Below are 15265 nucleotides of genomic sequence, written 5' to 3'. Positions count from 1 at the left end.
ATGCAGCCACAGCCCCGCAGGCTGTTCGTATGGGTGTTTTGCGAAAATTCGCGCCGCAGGCACGAACAGCGAAATCAGGCAGGCGCCGGAACCGTGCTCGTGTCAGGCAACGGCCATCGACACGACCTGTGGAATGACCACCTTGGTCGCCGCGTCGATGCGGGCGACATTGGCGTGCGCCGGCACAGCGGCCGCAGCGCTGGCGTGTTCACGCTCGGCCATGTTCTCCCCGGCATCGGTCAGTACCCGCGACAGCGGGACGTCCAGGGCGTCGCAGATGGCGCTGAGCAGTTCGCTGGAAGCCTCCTTGCGGCCCCGCTCCACCTCCGAGAGGTACCCGAGGCTCACCCGCGCCGCGTCGGATACTTCGCGCAACGTGCGCCCCTGCTCGGTTCGGGCGTTACGCAGCACGTCGCCGATCACCTCACGCAGCAATGTCGTCATCGCGCTCTCCTTCGCCTCGCCTGTCGCAGGTTCGCTAAAAGACCAACGCCGCGGGCCACCGCAAGGTTCCCGAAGGAAACCGTCGAGCAGATTTCGGTTACTGGTTCTCGACCAGGAATCGCAATCGGGCGATCGCCTCGTCGACGGCGGCGCGGCGGATGTCCCAGCGTGAGCCTGACAGCGACAACTCGATGACTTCGGTGTCGACCGGCCCGGCCAGGCCGATGAACACGGTGCCCACCGGGTGCCCGCCGTGCGGTTCCGGCCCGGCCACGCCGGTCAGGCCGACGCCCCAGGTAGCTGCGCAACGCTGCCGGGCGCCGACCGCGAGCGCCCGCGCGGTGGGAGCCGCGACCGGGCCGACCGCGTCGAGCACCTGCGGAGCCACTCCGGCGAGCCAGATCTTGGTGTCCTCGTTGTAGGTGACCAGGCCACCTTGTAGAACGGCGCTGGCCCCGGACACCCCGGCCAGCGTCGCCGCGAGCAGGCCGCCGGTGAGCGACTCGGCGGTGGCCACACTCTGTGAGCGCACCGTCAGGTCGGCGACCAGGGCCCTGGCGTCGTCAGTGAGCAGCGGATCGTCCACGCGAATCCCTGATCGCGGATATGACGTAGTCGGCACCGGTGAGCACGGTCAGGACCACGGCGGCCCACATGATCACCCAGGCGACATCGAGCCAGATGGGCGGCCACGCATGTAGCGGCAGCACGAACAGCCCGATGGCCACGGCCTGCACCAGCGTCTTGAGCTTGCCGCCGCGACTGGCCGGGATCACACCGTGGCGCAGCACCGCGAACCGCAACACCGTGATCCCGATCTCACGCACCAGCACCACCACGGTGATCCACCACGGCAGATCGCCCAGCATCGACAGGCCGATCAGAGCGGCTCCGATCAGCGCCTTGTCGGCGATCGGATCGGCCAGAGTGCCGAACTCGGTGATCATCCCGTAGCTGCGGGCCAAGGCCCCGTCGAAGTGGTCGGTGATCACCGCGACCGCGAACACCGTGAAAGCGGCGATCCGCCAGCCGGTTTCATGGCCGTCGCCGGCGAACAGGAAGACAAGGAAGACCGGAACAAGCACCATCCGCACACCTGTGAGCACGTTGGCGAGGTTGGCCACGCGCGCACGCGGGACCACCGGATCGGTAGAAGGTTGGCCCGGCACCGCAACAGAATATCGGTTGCCGTAACCGATACTCTTGCGCCTGTGAACCCAGGCAGTGTCGAGTCGCGCAAACACCCTGTGGTGCGGCGCGCCCGCACGTCCGATGTCCCGGCGATCAAGAGCCTGGTCGACGTCTATGCGGGCAAGATCCTGCTGGAGAAAAACCTGGTGACGCTGTACGAGGCGGTCCAGGAATTCTGGGTGGTCGAACTCGACGGCGAACTGGTCGGATGCGGCGCGCTCCACGTGCTGTGGGCCGATCTCGGCGAGGTACGCACGGTGGCCGTGCATCCGAAGGTCCGCGGGACCGGCGTCGGCCATGCGTTGGTCGAGCAGTTGCTCGATGTCGCCAGGGATCTGCACCTACGGCGGATCTTCGTGCTCACCTTCGAAGTCGACTTCTTCGGCAAGCACGGATTCGAGGAGATCGAGGGCACCCCGGTGACCGCCGAGGTCTACGAAGAGATGTGCCGCTCGTACGACACCGGTGTGGCGGAGTTCCTCGACCTGTCCTACGTCAAGCCCAATACCTTGGGCAACACCCGGATGTTGTTGACGCTCTAAGTGATTTGTGGAGTCTCACCCGTGCCGGTCACGGGTGAGACTCCACAAATCGCGGGTTCAGAACTCGTCGGGATCATCGTGGGCGTCGGCACCGTTGGCGTCCGAGCCGCCCTGGATCAGCATCAGCGTGCCGGCCAGCTCATCGGGCTTGACGAGCACCTCGCGGGCCTTGGAGCCCTCGGACGGCCCGACGATGCCCCGGGTCTCCATCAGGTCCATCAGGCGGCCTGCCTTGGCGAAACCGACGCGCAGCTTGCGCTGCAGCATCGAGGTAGACCCGAACTGCGAGGACACCACGAGCTCGACGGCCTGTAGGAAGACGTCCATGTCGTCGCCGATGTCGCTGTCGATGTCGCGCTTCTCGACGGTCTTGACCGTGACGCCGTCGATGAACTCGGGCTGGGCCTGCTGTTTGGTGAAGGCGACGACGGCCTGGATTTCGTCGTCGCTGACGTAAGCGCCCTGCACCCGGATCGGCTTGGGCGCCTCCGACGGCTGGAACAGTGCGTCACCCTTACCGGTGAGCTTTTCAGCGCCGATCTGATCGAGGATGACGCGCGAGTTCGTGGCGTTGGTGACGCCGAACGCCATGCGGGACGGCACGTTCGCCTTGATCAGACCCGTCACCACCGATACCACCGGCTGCTGGGTTGCCAGCACCAGGTGGATGCCCGCGGCGCGGGCCTTCTGGGTGATGCGGACGATCGCGTCCTCGACGTCGCGAGGGGCCTGCATCATCAGGTCGGCCAGCTCGTCGACGACGCACAAGATGTACGGGTAGGTCTTGTAGACCCGCTCGCTACCCAGCGGCGCGGTGATCTCGCCCGAGCGGACCTTCTTGTTGAAGTCGTCGATGTGGCGGACACCGCTGGCGCTCATGTCCTGGTAGCGCTGCTCCATCTCTTCGACCAGCCAGGCCAGCGCGGCGGCGGCCTTCTTCGGGTCGATGATCACGGGCGTGATGAGGTGCGGAATCCCCTGGTACGGCGGGAACTCCACCATCTTCGGGTCGACCAGGATCATCCGGACCTCGTCCGGCGTGGCCCGCTGCAGCAGCGACACCAGCATCGAGTTGATGAAGCTCGACTTACCCGAACCGGTGGAGCCGGCCACCAGCAGGTGCGGCATCTTGGCCAGGTTGTAGCTGATGAAGTGGCCTTCGACGTCCTTGCCGATGCCGAACACCATCGGGTGGTGGTCCTTGCGGGTGGTCGGTGCGTTCAGCACGTCCTTGAGGCGGACCATCTCGCGGTCGCTGTTGGGGACCTCGACGCCGACGGCGGACTTGCCCGGGATCGGCGCCAGCAGGCGGATGTGCTCGTTGGCCACCGCGTAGGCCAGGTTGCGCTGCAACTGGGTGAATCGTTCGACGCGGACACCGGGCCCGAGCTCGATCTCGTACCGGGTGACGGTCGGGCCGCGCTGGAAACCGGTGACCGTGGCGTCGACCTTGAACTGTTCCATCACCTCGGTGATGGCGTTCACGATGCGGTCGTTGTCCCGGCCGACCCGCTTCGGTGGGTCACCCTCGGCCAGCAGGTCCAGCGGCGGCAAGGTGTAGTCGCCCTCGACCACCCGGTCGATCACCAGGGTCTCGTCGGTCTCCTTGGCCGGCTTCGACTCGGATTCGGTTCTTGCCTTCTTGCGCCGCGGTTTGACGGCGGGCTCGGGGACGGTGGGCGCGTCAGCTTCCTCGGGCAGCGGGTAGTTGTCCATCGGCGTGCCGGTCGGCGCCTTGGGTGCCTCGATCGCGGCTGTCGGCCAGGTCTGGGCCCGCGTGTCACCGCGTGCGGTGTCGTCGTCGTAGTAGCCGTCGGACAGGTCGTCGTAGCCGTCCTCGTCGTCGAACTCGTCGGCGTAGTCCCCGTCGTACTCGTCGTCGTAGTCATCGTCATGGAACGCCCGCGTGCTGAACATGGTCCGCAGGGTCGAAGGCACCTCACGGATCGTCGTGCCGGTGACCAGCAACAGACCGAACAGCACGCCCATGAACAGCAGCGGTGCGGCGATCCACTCGGTCAGGCCGTCGGACAGGGGCCCTCCGATGGCGAAGCCGACGAATCCGGCGGCGTGCTGGCGTGCGATCGGATCCTGCGGCGATCCCGACCACAGGTGCCACAGGCCGAGCATCGGCAACGCGATCATGGCCGATCCCAGGATCAGCCGGGGGCGGGCTTCCGGATCGGGTTCGGTGCGCATCAAGACGACGGCGACGGCACCCAGGACGACGGGCACCAGGACGACCGGTCCGCCGATGAGGGTGCGGACCGCGGTGTCGATCCACTGCCCCACCGGGCCGGCCGCATGGAACCAGGAGCTGGCGGCCACGACGACGGCGATGCCGAGCAGCGCGAGCGCCAGACCGTCGCGGCGATGGCCGGGTTCGATATCGCGGGCCCGGCCCACCGAACGGGCGGTCGATCCGGCTCCCTTGGCGAGCATCAGCCAGCCGGCGCGGGCTCCCTGGCCGAGCTTCTGGCCGGCCGCGGAGACAGGCGAGGCCTGGGGCCGGCGTGCGGGCTTACGCCGCGGTGCCGCCGGGCGCCCCTTACGGGCCGGCGCCTGGCGCCGCGAACCACTCCGCGAGCTGGCATTCGACCTGCTCGAACGCGCTCCGGATCGGCCGGCGGTCTTGTTAGCCATGCCCGCAAGCCTAGTCGCATATGCCCCATATTCACCATCTGCCACACGGGTCACAAGACGGTATCAAATGACACTTAGCCATACGAACCAAATCCGCCCGCGTATCGCCTAGGGTGGACGCTCGTCCAGTTTCGGCACTCATCGAGGAGTTCTGCACCTATGCCTGTTGTCGTCGTCGCCACCATGAAGGCCAAGCCCGAATCCGTCGACGCCGTGCGCGAGGCCTGCACCAACGCGGTCGCAGCCGTCCACGAGGAGCCGGGCTGCCAGCTGTATTCGCTGCATGAGGCCGACGGCACCTTCGTCTTCGTCGAGCAGTGGGCCGACGCCGATGCGCTCAAGGCCCACAGCACCGCCCCGGCGATCGGCACCCTGTTCGGCGCGATCGGCGAACTGCTCGACGGCGCCCCCGATATCAAAATGTTGCAGCCCGTCGTCGCGGGTGACCCCGCCAAGGGACAGCTGCGCGCCGGCTGATGAGCGCTTGCGCGAGGAAGAGAACGCACTGATGAGCGCTTGCGCGAAGAAGAGAACGCACTGATGAGCGCTTGCGCGAAGAAGAGAACGCACTGATGACCGCCGAAGCTCCCCTGGCCGGGAAGGTCGCCTTCATCACCGGCGCCGCGCGCGGCCAGGGGCGGGCCGAGGCCCTGCGACTGGCCACCGACGGGGCCGACATCATCGCGATAGATCTGTGCGACCAGATCGAGTCGGTGCCCTATCCCCTGGCCACGCCCGATGATCTGGCCGCCACGGTCAAGCTCGTCGAGGAGACCGGTGCACGCATCGTCGCCACGCAGGCCGATGTCCGCGACGAGGAGGCTCTGCGTGCGGCGCTGCAGGCCGGGGTGGACCAGCTCGGCCGGCTCGACATCGTCGTCGCCAATGCCGGGATCGCCCCGATGCAGTCGGGCCCCGACGGCTGGCGCGACGTCATCGACGTCAACCTGACCGGTGTGCACCACACCGTCGAGGCGGCGATCCCGATCATGGTCGCCCAGGGCGACGGCGGATCGATCGTGCTGATCAGCTCGGCAGCCGGCCTGATCGGCGTCGGCGGCGGTGACCGCGGCTCACTCGGTTACACCGCTGCCAAGCACGGGGTCGTCGGCCTGATGCGGGCCTACGCCAATTTCCTTGCCCCGCACAGCATTCGGGTCAACTCGATCCACCCCACCGGAGTGGACACCCCGATGATCAACAACGAGTTCACCCGGGATTGGCTGCGCCACATCTCCGAGGAACTCAACGCGCCAACCGATTTCTCCAATGCGCTGCCGGTGCAGGTGGTGCAGGCCGAGGACATCGCCAACGCGGTGGCCTGGCTGGTGTCGGACCAGGCGCGTTACGTCACGGGCGTGACACTTCCCGTGGATGCAGGCATCGTCAACAAGCGATGAGCGATCCCGTCGCCGCGACCGCGATCGGCCCGATGGTGCTGGCCGCGGTCGAGCAGTACGAGCCGGTGCGGCGCCGGCTCGTCGACGACGATCTGGCGGCCGCGTTCCTGCCGCCCGCGCTGCGCGCATTCACCCGGGCCACACGATGGTCCGTTGCCCGCAGACTTCTGATCCAGGCCACCGAGCGCTCGGGTCCGGGGCTCTGGGCGAACCTGACCTGTCGCAAGCGCTACATCGGCGACAAGCTCACGCAGGCGTTGGCGGACATCGACGCCGTGGTGATTCTCGGCGCCGGCCTGGACACCAAGGGCTGCCGCCTGGCCCGGCACAGCGCGATCCCGGTGTTCGAGGTGGACCTGCCCGTGAACATCGAACGCAAACGCTCGGTGGTGCGCCGGGCGCTGGGAACCGTGCCGGACTCGGTGCACCTGGTGCCGGTGGATTTCGAACGCGACGACCTGGCGGCCGAACTCGCCAGGCACGGCCACCTCGGTACACACCGCACCTTCTTCGTATGGGAGGGCGTGACGCAGTATCTGAGCGCCGATGGCGTCGGGTCGACGTTTGAGTTCCTCCGCTCGGCGGCGCCGGGGAGCCGGTTGGCGTTCACGTATGTCCGCAGCGATTTCATCGACGGCACCAACCGGTACGGGGCCGAATCGTTGTATCGGCGATTCCGGGTTCGCAGCCGGCTGTGGCAGTTCGGGCTCGCCCCCGAGCGGGTGGCGGCCTTCGTCGAGCCCTACGGCTGGCGGTTGGCCGAGCAGGCCGGGCCCGATTACCTCATCGAGCACTACATTTCACCATCGGGCCGGAATCTGGCTGCCTCACAGGTGGAATGGACGGCCTTCGCCGAAAAGCGTTAGCAGGCAACCAGAGCGTCGAGCTCGGCGGCATCGACGCCGGCCAGTCGCCGGTGCATGGCCTTGGCGATGCGCCCCGCCTGGAGCTTGGCCCGCTCGGCGTGCGGGCCCTCGAACAGCTCGTCGACGGTGTCGGTCCACAACGTCAGCCAACGCACGAAATGCTCCGCCGACAACGGATGACGGGCGTGCAGTTCACGGTGCACGATCAGCGCGCTGCGCTGGTAGAGCCCGGCACGGAACAGCACGGTCTCCCAGAAGTCACACATGACGGGCAGATGGGATCGCAGGCCTTTCGCGCGCAGTTCGGAGAACGGCTCGGCAAGCAGCGGATCGGAAAGCGCCTTGCTGTAGAAGCGCCACAGCAGCAGCTCGACACCGTCGTGGCCAGACAGGTCTTCAGCCATCGGACAAGTCCCTTTCCGGATCGGCGGTGCGTGGCCCTAGTTTCTACAACATCCAGTTGTATAAACTCTAGCCATGGTCACCGCCGTCGGGAAGCGCCGGGTCGACGTGCTGAGCACGTTGAAGGTCTCGGCCGCGCCGATGACCATCGCGCAGATCGCTTCCGAACTCGCAGTTCACGCCAACACCGTGCGGTTTCACCTGGAACACCTCGAGGCCGCCGGACAGGTGGAACGTGTCCAACCTCACCACCGCGGCCCCGGACGCCCCCCGCAGCTGTACCGGGCGGTGCGCCGGATGGACCCGGCCGGGCCGACCCACTACCGGATGCTGGCCGAGATCCTCGCCAACGGATTGGCCGCCGACGACGATCCGGCGGCCAAGGCCCGGGAGGTGGGTCGCGCCTGGGGACGCACGATGCCGCGCCCGGCTGCCGACTCCCCCGTTGACGCCCTCGTACAGACACTCAGCGACATCGGCTTCGCGCCCGAGCCGCCCGAGGATGACCAGCTCCGATTGCGCCACTGCCCATTTCTGGAACTTGCCCAGACCCGCGCCGCGGTCGTGTGCCCGATCCACCTGGGTTTGATGCAGGGGGCGTTGGAAGGCTGGCATGCACCCGTTGCGGTCGAGCGGCTCGACGCATTCGTCGAACCGGATCTGTGCGTGGCCCGTCTGGGCCCGAAAGGAGATTCACGATGAATGCCGGTCTGGCTGTCGCGGTCGCCGTGACGTTCTGCTGGCTGGGCATGGTGCTGGCGATCTCGTTCATCGAGGCGCCGCTGAAGTTCCGGGCGCCGGGTGTGACGCTGCAGATCGGACTCGGCATCGGGCGCATGGTTTTCCGTGCGCTCAACACCGTGGAAACCGCGTTCGCCGTTGCCATCATCGTGACCCTCGCCATGCACCGCCCGTCGACGGCAACCATCACGGCCTTCGCGATTGCGGTCGCGGCGCTGGCCGTGCAACTGATCGCCGTGCGGCCCAAGCTGACTCAGCGCTCGAACGCCGTGTTGGCCGTCGCCCCGGGGGAGGAAGCAGCGGGGCGGTCGCAGGCGCACTACGTCTACGTCGCGTTCGAGCTCATCAAGGTCGTCGCCCTGCTGACCGGTGGGGTCCTGCTACTTGCCGGCTGACTCCAGGCTCGGCGTGTCGACCTGAACCACAAGACCATTCGAGTACGGCCGGTGCGGGTCACGCGGATTCGTCTCGGGAAGAATCAGCCGCCAGCCCTTGGCCGGATTCTTGTCACCGGCCACGAGAAATCCACCGCCCGCCCCCGGGCCGGCGAGTTCGTCGGCACTGCGAATCGGACCGTCGGCGAACAGATCGCCGGCCTGCGTGAGGGCCGTGGGATTCGACGCCAGCCATCCGAGCCAGGAGACGATCGTGTGGTGAACATGCGCGGCCTGCGCTTCGGGTAGCCGTGCGTCGATCAGAATCGCGGTCCTGGCATCCGGAAAACCGGCCGGATACACGTCGCACAGCACCCCGCCACGCATCACCCGGTCGTAGAAGCGACTCAGCAGGCGCGGGAACACGAATTTGTTGCTACCGAAGTAGAACGCGAGCCACACCGCCACGCACACCGTGTACAGGACCATGTTCTGGTGATCGCGGTTGATGATGGCATAGGCGGCCATGCTCACGACGAACACAGCCGCGACAGCCATCGTCGCCACCATGAAACGGATTGCGTGCGGGTACACCACCGCGCGCTTTACCTCGTCCACCGAGTTCAACGGGGGAATCGGACGACGTCGCTCGAACGGCACCTGCGGTGCGGGACGGCTCACCAACCCAATCTAACGGCAGCGCCGCGTCGCTCGGCGCACCAATTCGGCTAGATCTCGATGACGGTCGGAACGATCATCGGCTGGCGACGGTAGGTCTCGCCCACCCACTTGCCTACTGTGCGCCGGACGGCCTGGGCGATCCGCGTCGGGTCCGTGATGTTATCGGCGGCAAGGCTTTCCAGTTCCCGCTCGACGTTGCGGGCCACCGGCTCCAGTGCCTTGGGATCTTCGGAGAACCCGCGGGAATACAGGTGGGCGGGAGCGGCGGGCTTCCCTGTCTCGCGGTGCACGACCACCGTCACCGCCACGAAACCCGAAGAAAGGATGAGACGTTCGCCGAGGGTGGCGTCGCCGACATCCCCGGTGATCAATCCATCGACGAACATCTTGCCGACGGTCACCGCACCGGAGATCGAGGCCTTACCGGCCACCAGGTCCACACTCACGCCGTTCTCCGCCAGCACGATGTTCTCCGGCGGGACCCCGGTGCTGGCGGCCAGCGCCGCATTAGCCCGCATGTGCCGCCAGGTGCCGTGTACCGGCATCACATTGCGGGGACGCACCCCGTTGTAGAGGAACAGCAGCTCACCCGCGTAGGCGTGGCCGGAAACATGCACGCGCGCTTGGGCATTGGTGACCACGCGGGCGCCGATCTTGGCCAGCGCGTCGATCACTCCGTAGACCGCTTCCTCGTTGCCCGGGATCAGCGACGAGGACAGGATGATCAGATCGCCCGCGGTCAGCGTGATGCTGCGGTGCTCGCCGCGCGACATCCGCGACAGTGCAGCCATCGGCTCACCCTGGGTACCGGTGGTGATCAGGACGACCTTCTCGGCCGGCATCATCTCGGCCGCGCCGATGTCGAGGATGTCGGCGTCGTCGACCTTCAGGTAGCCCAGCTCGCGGGCGATGCCCATGTTGCGCACCATCGAGCGTCCGACGTACGAAACCTTCCGGCCGAGCGCCACCGCGGCATCCGTGATCTGTTGCACGCGGTCGACGTTCGACGCGAAGCAGGCGACGATCACCCGCCCCTCGGCACCGCGGATCAACCGGTGCAGCGTCGGGCCGACTTCGGTCTCGGACGGGCTGACGCCCGGGTGTTCGGAGTTGGTCGAGTCGCACAGGAACAGGTCGACCCCGGCATCACCGAGCCGCGACATGCCCGGCAGATCGGTCGGACGGCCGTCGAGCGGCTGCTGGTCGAGCTTGATGTCACCGGTGTGCAGCACCGTGCCGGCACCGGTGTGGATGGCGACGGCCAGGCATCCCGGGATCGAGTGGTTGACCGCGAAGTATTCGCACTCGAAGACCCCGTGCTGGCTGCTCTGCCGCTCGGCGACCTCGATGAACTCGGGTTTGATGCGGTGCTCGCGGCACTTCTCGCGGATCAGCGCGATGGTGAACTTCGAGCCGACCACCGGGATGTCGGGACGGAGCTTGAGCAGATACGGGATAGCGCCGATGTGGTCCTCGTGGGCGTGGGTGACGACGAGCGCTTCGACATCGTCGAGCCGGTCCTCGACGTGACGCAGGTCCGGCAGGATCAGGTCGACCCCGGGTTCGTCGTGTCCCGGGAAGAGCACACCGCAATCCACGATGAGCAATTTGCCCAGATGCTCGAAGACCGTCATGTTGCGGCCGATTTCGCTGATTCCGCCCAGCGCGGTAACTCGCAGACCGCCGGGGGCCAGTGGCTTGGGGGGCGCGAGTTCGGTGCTCACTAGCGCAACACCGCTGCCGCACGCATGTCGGCGGCCAGCGCCTCGATTTCAGCAGGGCTGGCAGGGATCTGCGGCAGCCGTGGCAGACCGGCATCGAATCCCTGCAACCGTAGGCCCTCCTTGGACATGGTCACCCCGCCGAGGTGGGCCTGGGCACGGGCCAGCGGGGCCAGCGACACGTTGATCTTGCGGGCCGTGGCGACATCGCCGGAATTGAACGCGGTCAACATGTCTCGCAACTGACCTGCGGCCAGATGTCCCCAGACACTGACGAAGCCGACGGCACCCATGGCCAACCAGGGCAGATTCAAGGTGTCGTCGCCCGAGTAGTAGGCCAGCCCGGTCTCGGCGAGGATCTGGCCGCCGCCATGCAGGTCACCCTTGGCGTCCTTGACGCCCACGATGTTCGGGTGTCCGGCCAGGACGCGGATGGTCTCCCAGGCGATCGGAATGGAGGACCGCGGCGGGATGTCGTAGAGCAGGTTCGGCAGACCGGTCGCGTCGGCGACGGCGGTGAAGTGCGCGATCAGACCGGCTTGCGGGGGCCGTGAGTAGTACGGCGTCACCACGAGCAGGCCGTGTGCGCCCTCGGCGGCGCAGGCCTTGGCCAGGTGCACGCTGTGGGCGGTGTCATAGCTGCCTGCACCGGCGATGATGCGGGCCCGGTCCCCCACCGCCTCCAGCACGGCGCGCAACAGCGCGAGCTTCTCGGCATCGGTGGTGGTCGGCGATTCGCCGGTGGTACCCGAGAGCACCAGGCCATCGCAGCCGGCGTCGACCAGGTGATTGGCCAGCCGGGCGGCGGCATCGAGATCAACCGAGCCGTCGGGCTTGAACGGCGTCACCATTGCGGTCAACACCGTGCCCAACTGCGCCGTTACATCGATTCCGCTCGTACTCACGCGCCAAGATTACCCGGTGGTCTCAAGCCTCCGTCGCCAGCGGGGAGGTTGCCACCTCACTACCATCTGCCAGCGTCGAAATCTCGAAATCGGAGAACACCGCCGGAGCTGCTCCGACGAGCTCGCGCAGACAGGCGATCGCCAGCCTGCGAATCTCCACATCGGCGTGTTCGCTGGCCCGCATCGCGATGAAATGGCGCCAGGCGCGGTAGTTGCCCGTGACCACGATGCGGGTCTCGGTGGCGTTGGGCAGCACCGCCCGGGCGGCCTGTCGGGCCTGCTTGCGGCGCAAAACAGCGTTGGGCTGGTCGGCGAACTTGGCTTCGAGACGAGCGAGCAGTTCGGCGTAGGTGGCGCGGCTGGCGTCGACGGCGGTGGTGAAGATCTCCACCAGCTCCGGGTCGTCCTCGAACCCGGGCGGCACCACCACCTCGGCGTCGTTCTCGGGCACATAGCGCTGCGAGAGCTGGGAGTAGGAGAAATGCCGGTGCCGGATCAGCTCGTGGGTGGCCGACCGGGAGATACCGCTGATGTAGAAGGACACCGAGGCGTGTTCGAGCACCGAGAAATGCCCGACGTCGATGATGTGACGGATGTAGCTCGCGTTGGTCGCCGTCCTCGGATTGGGCTTCGACCAACTCTGGTAACAGGCCCGGCCGGCGAACTCGGTGAGCGCGGGCCCGCCATCGGCATCAGTGCTCCACGGCACGTCAGGCGGTGCCTGGAATTCCGTCTTGGCGATCAGCTGCACGCGCAGCGGCGCGATCTCGGCCACTCGCCCACCCTACTGTTGCGGGGTCCGGACCGTTGACGGGTCCGGCGCGGATCGGCAGCGCGCCGATTTCCACGCCAGGGTTGTCAGTGCCGCCACAACCACGACCCTGCGGTAGAAATCGGCGCCGGTTCGCCCTGCCGCGCCTGTCGCGCTCCTACAATCGCCTGATGTCCGGCGGTTCGCAGTGCTGATCGGAGTAGCGGCCGCGTTGCTCGCGTGCGTCGGTTACGGCACCGCCTCGGTGCTGCAGTCGTACGCCGCAAGCCATTCCGTCGACGCAACCGAAACCGCAGACCGCGGCCCCACCCTGCGTTCGACGATCGGCGCGATGCTCGCCCCGGTCTTCATCGCAGGCATGGCGCTGGACTTACTCGGCTTCGTGGGCAGCCTGGTCTCGGCCCGGTTGATCCCACTGTTCCTGTCGCAGACGATCATCAGCGCCAATCTCGTGGTCACCGCCGTGTTGAGCCTGTTCGTTCTCCACGTTCGGCTCCATCGGCGCGACTGGACCGCGATCGCCATAGTTCTTGTGGCGCTGTGCATCCTGGGAGCCACCGCGGGACCCCTGGGCGACCGGGATCCCGGCGCGGTCACGCACTGGGGTGTCCTGGTGGTGTCCGCGATCATCCTCGGTCTGGGCGCCGCACTGGTCCGGCTGCTCGGGCGCAATGCTGCCGTGCCCGCGGGCCTGATCGCCGGCGTGCTCTACGGGGCGATGGCGGTGGCGATACGACTCGTCGACGGTCTCGATCCCCTGAACCTCCGCGTGCTGATCGCGGACCCGGCGATGTGGGCCGTGCTGGTCGCGGGCCTCGGCGGCTTCTACCTGTTCACCGTTGCCCTGCAGGTGGGTTCGGTGAACGGCGTGGCGGCGGCATTGGTGGTCGGCGAAACCGTGGTGCCCGGCATTGTCGGCGTCGTGCTGCTGGGTGATGCCTCACGGCCGGGATACGGCTGGTTGGTCGTCATCGCCTTCATCGCCGCCGTGACCGGCGCCGTGGCACTCGCCATCTCCGGCGCAGCTGAGTACGACCGCGCCCAGAGTTCCTGAGGGTGGTCGCTGCATCCTGAGCCGCCCGGCGGATATCCAGACCGACCCACCCCAGTACCTTTCGGCCCTCGTTGTCCCCCGATCGGCGGATCCGGGTTGGCCCGAGTGCCGGGCCGATCAGCGGACAGACGCCGGACACTGACTACACCAAACTTGGGGCACGAACAAGCTCGGTGCTTTCTGCGAGAATCCCACCGATCCCCCTGCAGCACAACATATCTCCGCCATACCGAACGACAGCGATCACGAGAGGAGCGACCGTGCACTACGAAATACTGGATCTGGTCCGAGAACGCGCCAACGAGAAGGACTGGGACCTGATCTTCGACAGCGGACCCAACGCGGAGTACCGCACCATGGTGTGGGAGCACCCCCTGCTCAGCGCAACAGGTGTGGTGACCGAACTGGAGATCGGGTTCAGCCCGGATGGCCGCATCATCTTCTCCGAGCGGCGCCTCGGTGGCGTCGCCCACAAGCGCATCAAGCCCGCCAATACCTTCGCCTCGACCGATCTCCATCTCGCCGCACTGCAGATGATCTGATCTGCCAACCGCAGGCCAAACGGAAAGATCCACCTCCGCGCCGAGTATTTTGCTGACATCCTTGGTCGACTATGGGCGACTTCGGGTTGTTCGGAGCTTGGACCATGCTCGCCGTGGTGGTCGTCGGCGCGGTGGCACTGGCGGTCGGTAGCGTGCTGCTGGCCAGCCGGGTCATCGCGCGTGACACACGACCAGAACACAACTCGGTGTTGTCGCCGTTCCTCACGGTCGTCGGCCTCGTCTACGGGGCGCTCCTCGGGTTCACCGTGGTCGTCGGATGGCAGCAATACCTTTCAGCTGAGACGAACGTGTCCAACGAAGCCTCGACGTTGGTAACCATGTATCGCCAGACCGTGGCCATGCCGCAGCCGGAACAGGCCCAGGTGCGCGAACAACTCCGCAGGTATGCGGCCGCAGTCCAGGGCCCGGAATGGGGCAAGGAGGAGTTCGGCACCATCAACAACGACGGCCGGCACGCACTCACCGAGATGTATCGCATCGTCGGCACCGCCAAACCCGACGCCACCGCGACCCCGATCGAAAGCCAGTTCCTCAGCCAACTGGCCGTCCTGACCTCGGACCGCAGCGCACGGATCCTCAACTCGAGTCCACGAATACCCCCACTGCTGTGGTGCGCGCTGATCTTCGGCAGTCTGGTCCTGATCACCCTCGCGAGCTTCATGCGGCTGGAGAACAACCGCGCCCACATGATCCTGGTGAGCACGGTGACCGTTCTGCTGTCGTTGCTGCTGTTCCTGGTCTTCATGCTGGATCACCCCTATGGCCCGATAGGCGTTACTCCACAACGCTTTTCACACGCGCTAATGGTGTTCGACCTGATCGACCAAGGAACCTGACCGGATCGCGATCCCATGTCCCGTCGCATGCGTCAAAACTTGAGCCTTGACTTAATTACGTGACGCATCGTAATTTAATCGTGTGTCCTCGCTCACAGGCCCCGGACGGCCGCGTGATCCACAAACTCAG

General features: G+C 66.7%; 18 protein-coding genes. 9 read left to right on the top strand and 9 right to left on the bottom strand.

Annotated features, from left to right (window positions below; all coding sequences use genetic code 11):
* Window positions 1-102: 102 nt before the first annotated feature.
* The 3 genes from clgR to pgsA all read right to left on the bottom strand — a co-directional run bounded on the left by clgR (window position 103) and on the right by pgsA (window position 1613).
* Entirely contained in the window at window positions 103-444 is a 342-nt protein-coding gene (gene clgR / locus EH231_RS03110; protein WP_044519414.1) for a transcriptional regulator ClgR, read from the bottom strand.
* Between the two features lie 97 nt (window positions 445-541).
* Window positions 542-1030 (bottom strand): CinA family protein, encoded by a 489-nt coding sequence (locus EH231_RS03105; RefSeq protein WP_090425257.1) that lies wholly within the window; start codon window positions 1028-1030, stop codon window positions 542-544.
* Entirely contained in the window at window positions 1008-1613 is a 606-nt protein-coding gene (gene pgsA, locus EH231_RS03100; RefSeq protein WP_090425256.1) for a CDP-diacylglycerol--glycerol-3-phosphate 3-phosphatidyltransferase, read from the bottom strand. Before pgsA ends, EH231_RS03105 begins: the two co-directional genes overlap by 23 nt.
* 42 nt (window positions 1614-1655) lie before the next feature.
* Here pgsA and EH231_RS03095 point away from each other — a divergent pair, with 42 nt between their 5' ends.
* Window positions 1656-2177 (top strand): amino-acid N-acetyltransferase, encoded by a 522-nt coding sequence (locus EH231_RS03095; protein WP_170856236.1) that lies wholly within the window; start codon window positions 1656-1658, stop codon window positions 2175-2177.
* Window positions 2178-2234: 57 nt separating this feature from the next.
* On the opposite strand, the gene EH231_RS03090 is transcribed toward EH231_RS03095, so the two are convergent.
* A complete protein-coding gene (locus EH231_RS03090) occupies window positions 2235-4820 on the bottom strand; it encodes a DNA translocase FtsK (RefSeq protein ID WP_170856235.1) in 2586 nt (861 codons plus the stop codon).
* A 159-nt stretch (window positions 4821-4979) separates the two neighbouring features.
* Here EH231_RS03090 and EH231_RS03085 point away from each other — a divergent pair, with 159 nt between their 5' ends.
* The 3 genes from EH231_RS03085 to EH231_RS03075 all read left to right on the top strand — a co-directional run bounded on the left by EH231_RS03085 (window position 4980) and on the right by EH231_RS03075 (window position 7086).
* Complete coding sequence (locus tag EH231_RS03085) at window positions 4980-5297, top strand: putative quinol monooxygenase (RefSeq protein WP_090425254.1); 318 nt, start codon at window positions 4980-4982, stop codon at window positions 5295-5297.
* Between the two features lie 95 nt (window positions 5298-5392).
* The gene (locus EH231_RS03080; RefSeq protein ID WP_124711849.1) at window positions 5393-6220 is read left to right on the top strand and encodes a mycofactocin-coupled SDR family oxidoreductase; all 828 of its coding nucleotides are present in this window, start codon (window positions 5393-5395) and stop codon (window positions 6218-6220) included.
* Window positions 6217-7086 carry an SAM-dependent methyltransferase gene (locus EH231_RS03075; RefSeq protein WP_124711848.1) on the top strand — a complete coding sequence of 290 codons (870 nt, stop codon included), beginning with the start codon at window positions 6217-6219 and terminating at the stop codon, window positions 7084-7086. Before EH231_RS03080 ends, EH231_RS03075 begins: the two co-directional genes overlap by 4 nt.
* On the opposite strand, the gene EH231_RS03070 is transcribed toward EH231_RS03075, so the two are convergent.
* Complete coding sequence (locus EH231_RS03070; RefSeq protein ID WP_124711847.1) at window positions 7083-7490, bottom strand: group III truncated hemoglobin; 408 nt, start codon at window positions 7488-7490, stop codon at window positions 7083-7085. The genes EH231_RS03075 and EH231_RS03070 overlap by 4 nt on opposite strands.
* 73 nt (window positions 7491-7563) lie before the next feature.
* Here EH231_RS03070 and EH231_RS03065 point away from each other — a divergent pair, with 73 nt between their 5' ends.
* Window positions 7564-8190 carry a helix-turn-helix transcriptional regulator gene (locus tag EH231_RS03065; RefSeq protein WP_090425250.1) on the top strand — a complete coding sequence of 209 codons (627 nt, stop codon included), beginning with the start codon at window positions 7564-7566 and terminating at the stop codon, window positions 8188-8190.
* Window positions 8187-8624, top strand: a complete 438-nt coding sequence (locus EH231_RS03060) for a hypothetical protein (protein WP_090425249.1) — start codon at window positions 8187-8189, stop codon at window positions 8622-8624. Before EH231_RS03065 ends, EH231_RS03060 begins: the two co-directional genes overlap by 4 nt.
* On the opposite strand, the gene EH231_RS03055 is transcribed toward EH231_RS03060, so the two are convergent.
* From EH231_RS03055 to thyX, 4 genes are all read right to left on the bottom strand, one after another.
* Window positions 8610-9284 carry a hypothetical protein gene (locus tag EH231_RS03055; RefSeq protein WP_124711846.1) on the bottom strand — a complete coding sequence of 225 codons (675 nt, stop codon included), beginning with the start codon at window positions 9282-9284 and terminating at the stop codon, window positions 8610-8612. The genes EH231_RS03060 and EH231_RS03055 overlap by 15 nt on opposite strands.
* Before the next feature lie 47 nt (window positions 9285-9331).
* Window positions 9332-11008, bottom strand: coding sequence for a ribonuclease J (locus tag EH231_RS03050; protein ID WP_124711845.1), 1677 nt, complete (start codon window positions 11006-11008; stop codon window positions 9332-9334).
* Window positions 11008-11856, bottom strand: coding sequence for a 4-hydroxy-tetrahydrodipicolinate synthase (gene dapA / locus EH231_RS03045; protein WP_234927574.1), 849 nt, complete (start codon window positions 11854-11856; stop codon window positions 11008-11010). The genes EH231_RS03050 and dapA overlap by 1 nt, the downstream gene beginning before the upstream one ends.
* Before the next feature lie 76 nt (window positions 11857-11932).
* Window positions 11933-12685, bottom strand: a complete 753-nt coding sequence (gene thyX / locus EH231_RS03040) for an FAD-dependent thymidylate synthase (protein WP_090425245.1) — start codon at window positions 12683-12685, stop codon at window positions 11933-11935.
* Between the two features lie 184 nt (window positions 12686-12869).
* On the opposite strand from thyX, the gene EH231_RS03035 reads away from it, so the two are divergent.
* From EH231_RS03035 to EH231_RS03025, 3 genes are all read left to right on the top strand, one after another.
* Window positions 12870-13736 (top strand): DMT family protein, encoded by an 867-nt coding sequence (locus EH231_RS03035; RefSeq protein ID WP_090425244.1) that lies wholly within the window; start codon window positions 12870-12872, stop codon window positions 13734-13736.
* 260 nt (window positions 13737-13996) lie between these two features.
* Entirely contained in the window at window positions 13997-14278 is a 282-nt protein-coding gene (locus EH231_RS03030) for a hypothetical protein (RefSeq protein WP_090425243.1), read from the top strand.
* Window positions 14279-14349: 71 nt separating this feature from the next.
* The gene (locus EH231_RS03025; protein ID WP_090425242.1) at window positions 14350-15135 is read left to right on the top strand and encodes a bestrophin-like domain; all 786 of its coding nucleotides are present in this window, start codon (window positions 14350-14352) and stop codon (window positions 15133-15135) included.
* The last annotated feature ends 130 nt before the right edge of the window (window positions 15136-15265 follow it).

Source organism: Mycolicibacterium nivoides, from assembly GCF_003855255.1.
Classification (GTDB): domain Bacteria; phylum Actinomycetota; class Actinomycetes; order Mycobacteriales; family Mycobacteriaceae; genus Mycobacterium; species Mycobacterium nivoides.
Note: the sequence above shows the minus strand (reverse complement) of the source record. Positions and strands in the feature narration are given on the sequence as shown.

Excerpts from the sequence above, each read along its gene's own strand:
- clgR (WP_044519414.1), bottom strand. The coding sequence starts at position 444 with ATGACGACATTGCTGCGTGAGGTGATCGGCGACGTGCTGCGTAACGCC.
- EH231_RS03090 (WP_170856235.1), bottom strand. The coding sequence starts at position 4,820 with ATGGCTAACAAGACCGCCGGCCGATCCGGAGCGCGTTCGAGCAGGTCG.
- EH231_RS03085 (WP_090425254.1), top strand. The coding sequence starts at position 4,980 with ATGCCTGTTGTCGTCGTCGCCACCATGAAGGCCAAGCCCGAATCCGTC.
- EH231_RS03080 (WP_124711849.1), top strand. The coding sequence starts at position 5,393 with ATGACCGCCGAAGCTCCCCTGGCCGGGAAGGTCGCCTTCATCACCGGC.
- EH231_RS03075 (WP_124711848.1), top strand. The coding sequence starts at position 6,217 with ATGAGCGATCCCGTCGCCGCGACCGCGATCGGCCCGATGGTGCTGGCC.
- EH231_RS03070 (WP_124711847.1), bottom strand. The coding sequence starts at position 7,490 with ATGGCTGAAGACCTGTCTGGCCACGACGGTGTCGAGCTGCTGCTGTGG.
- EH231_RS03065 (WP_090425250.1), top strand. The coding sequence starts at position 7,564 with ATGGTCACCGCCGTCGGGAAGCGCCGGGTCGACGTGCTGAGCACGTTG.
- EH231_RS03060 (WP_090425249.1), top strand. The coding sequence starts at position 8,187 with ATGAATGCCGGTCTGGCTGTCGCGGTCGCCGTGACGTTCTGCTGGCTG.
- dapA (WP_234927574.1), bottom strand. The coding sequence starts at position 11,856 with ATGGTGACGCCGTTCAAGCCCGACGGCTCGGTTGATCTCGATGCCGCC.
- EH231_RS03025 (WP_090425242.1), top strand. The coding sequence starts at position 14,350 with ATGGGCGACTTCGGGTTGTTCGGAGCTTGGACCATGCTCGCCGTGGTG.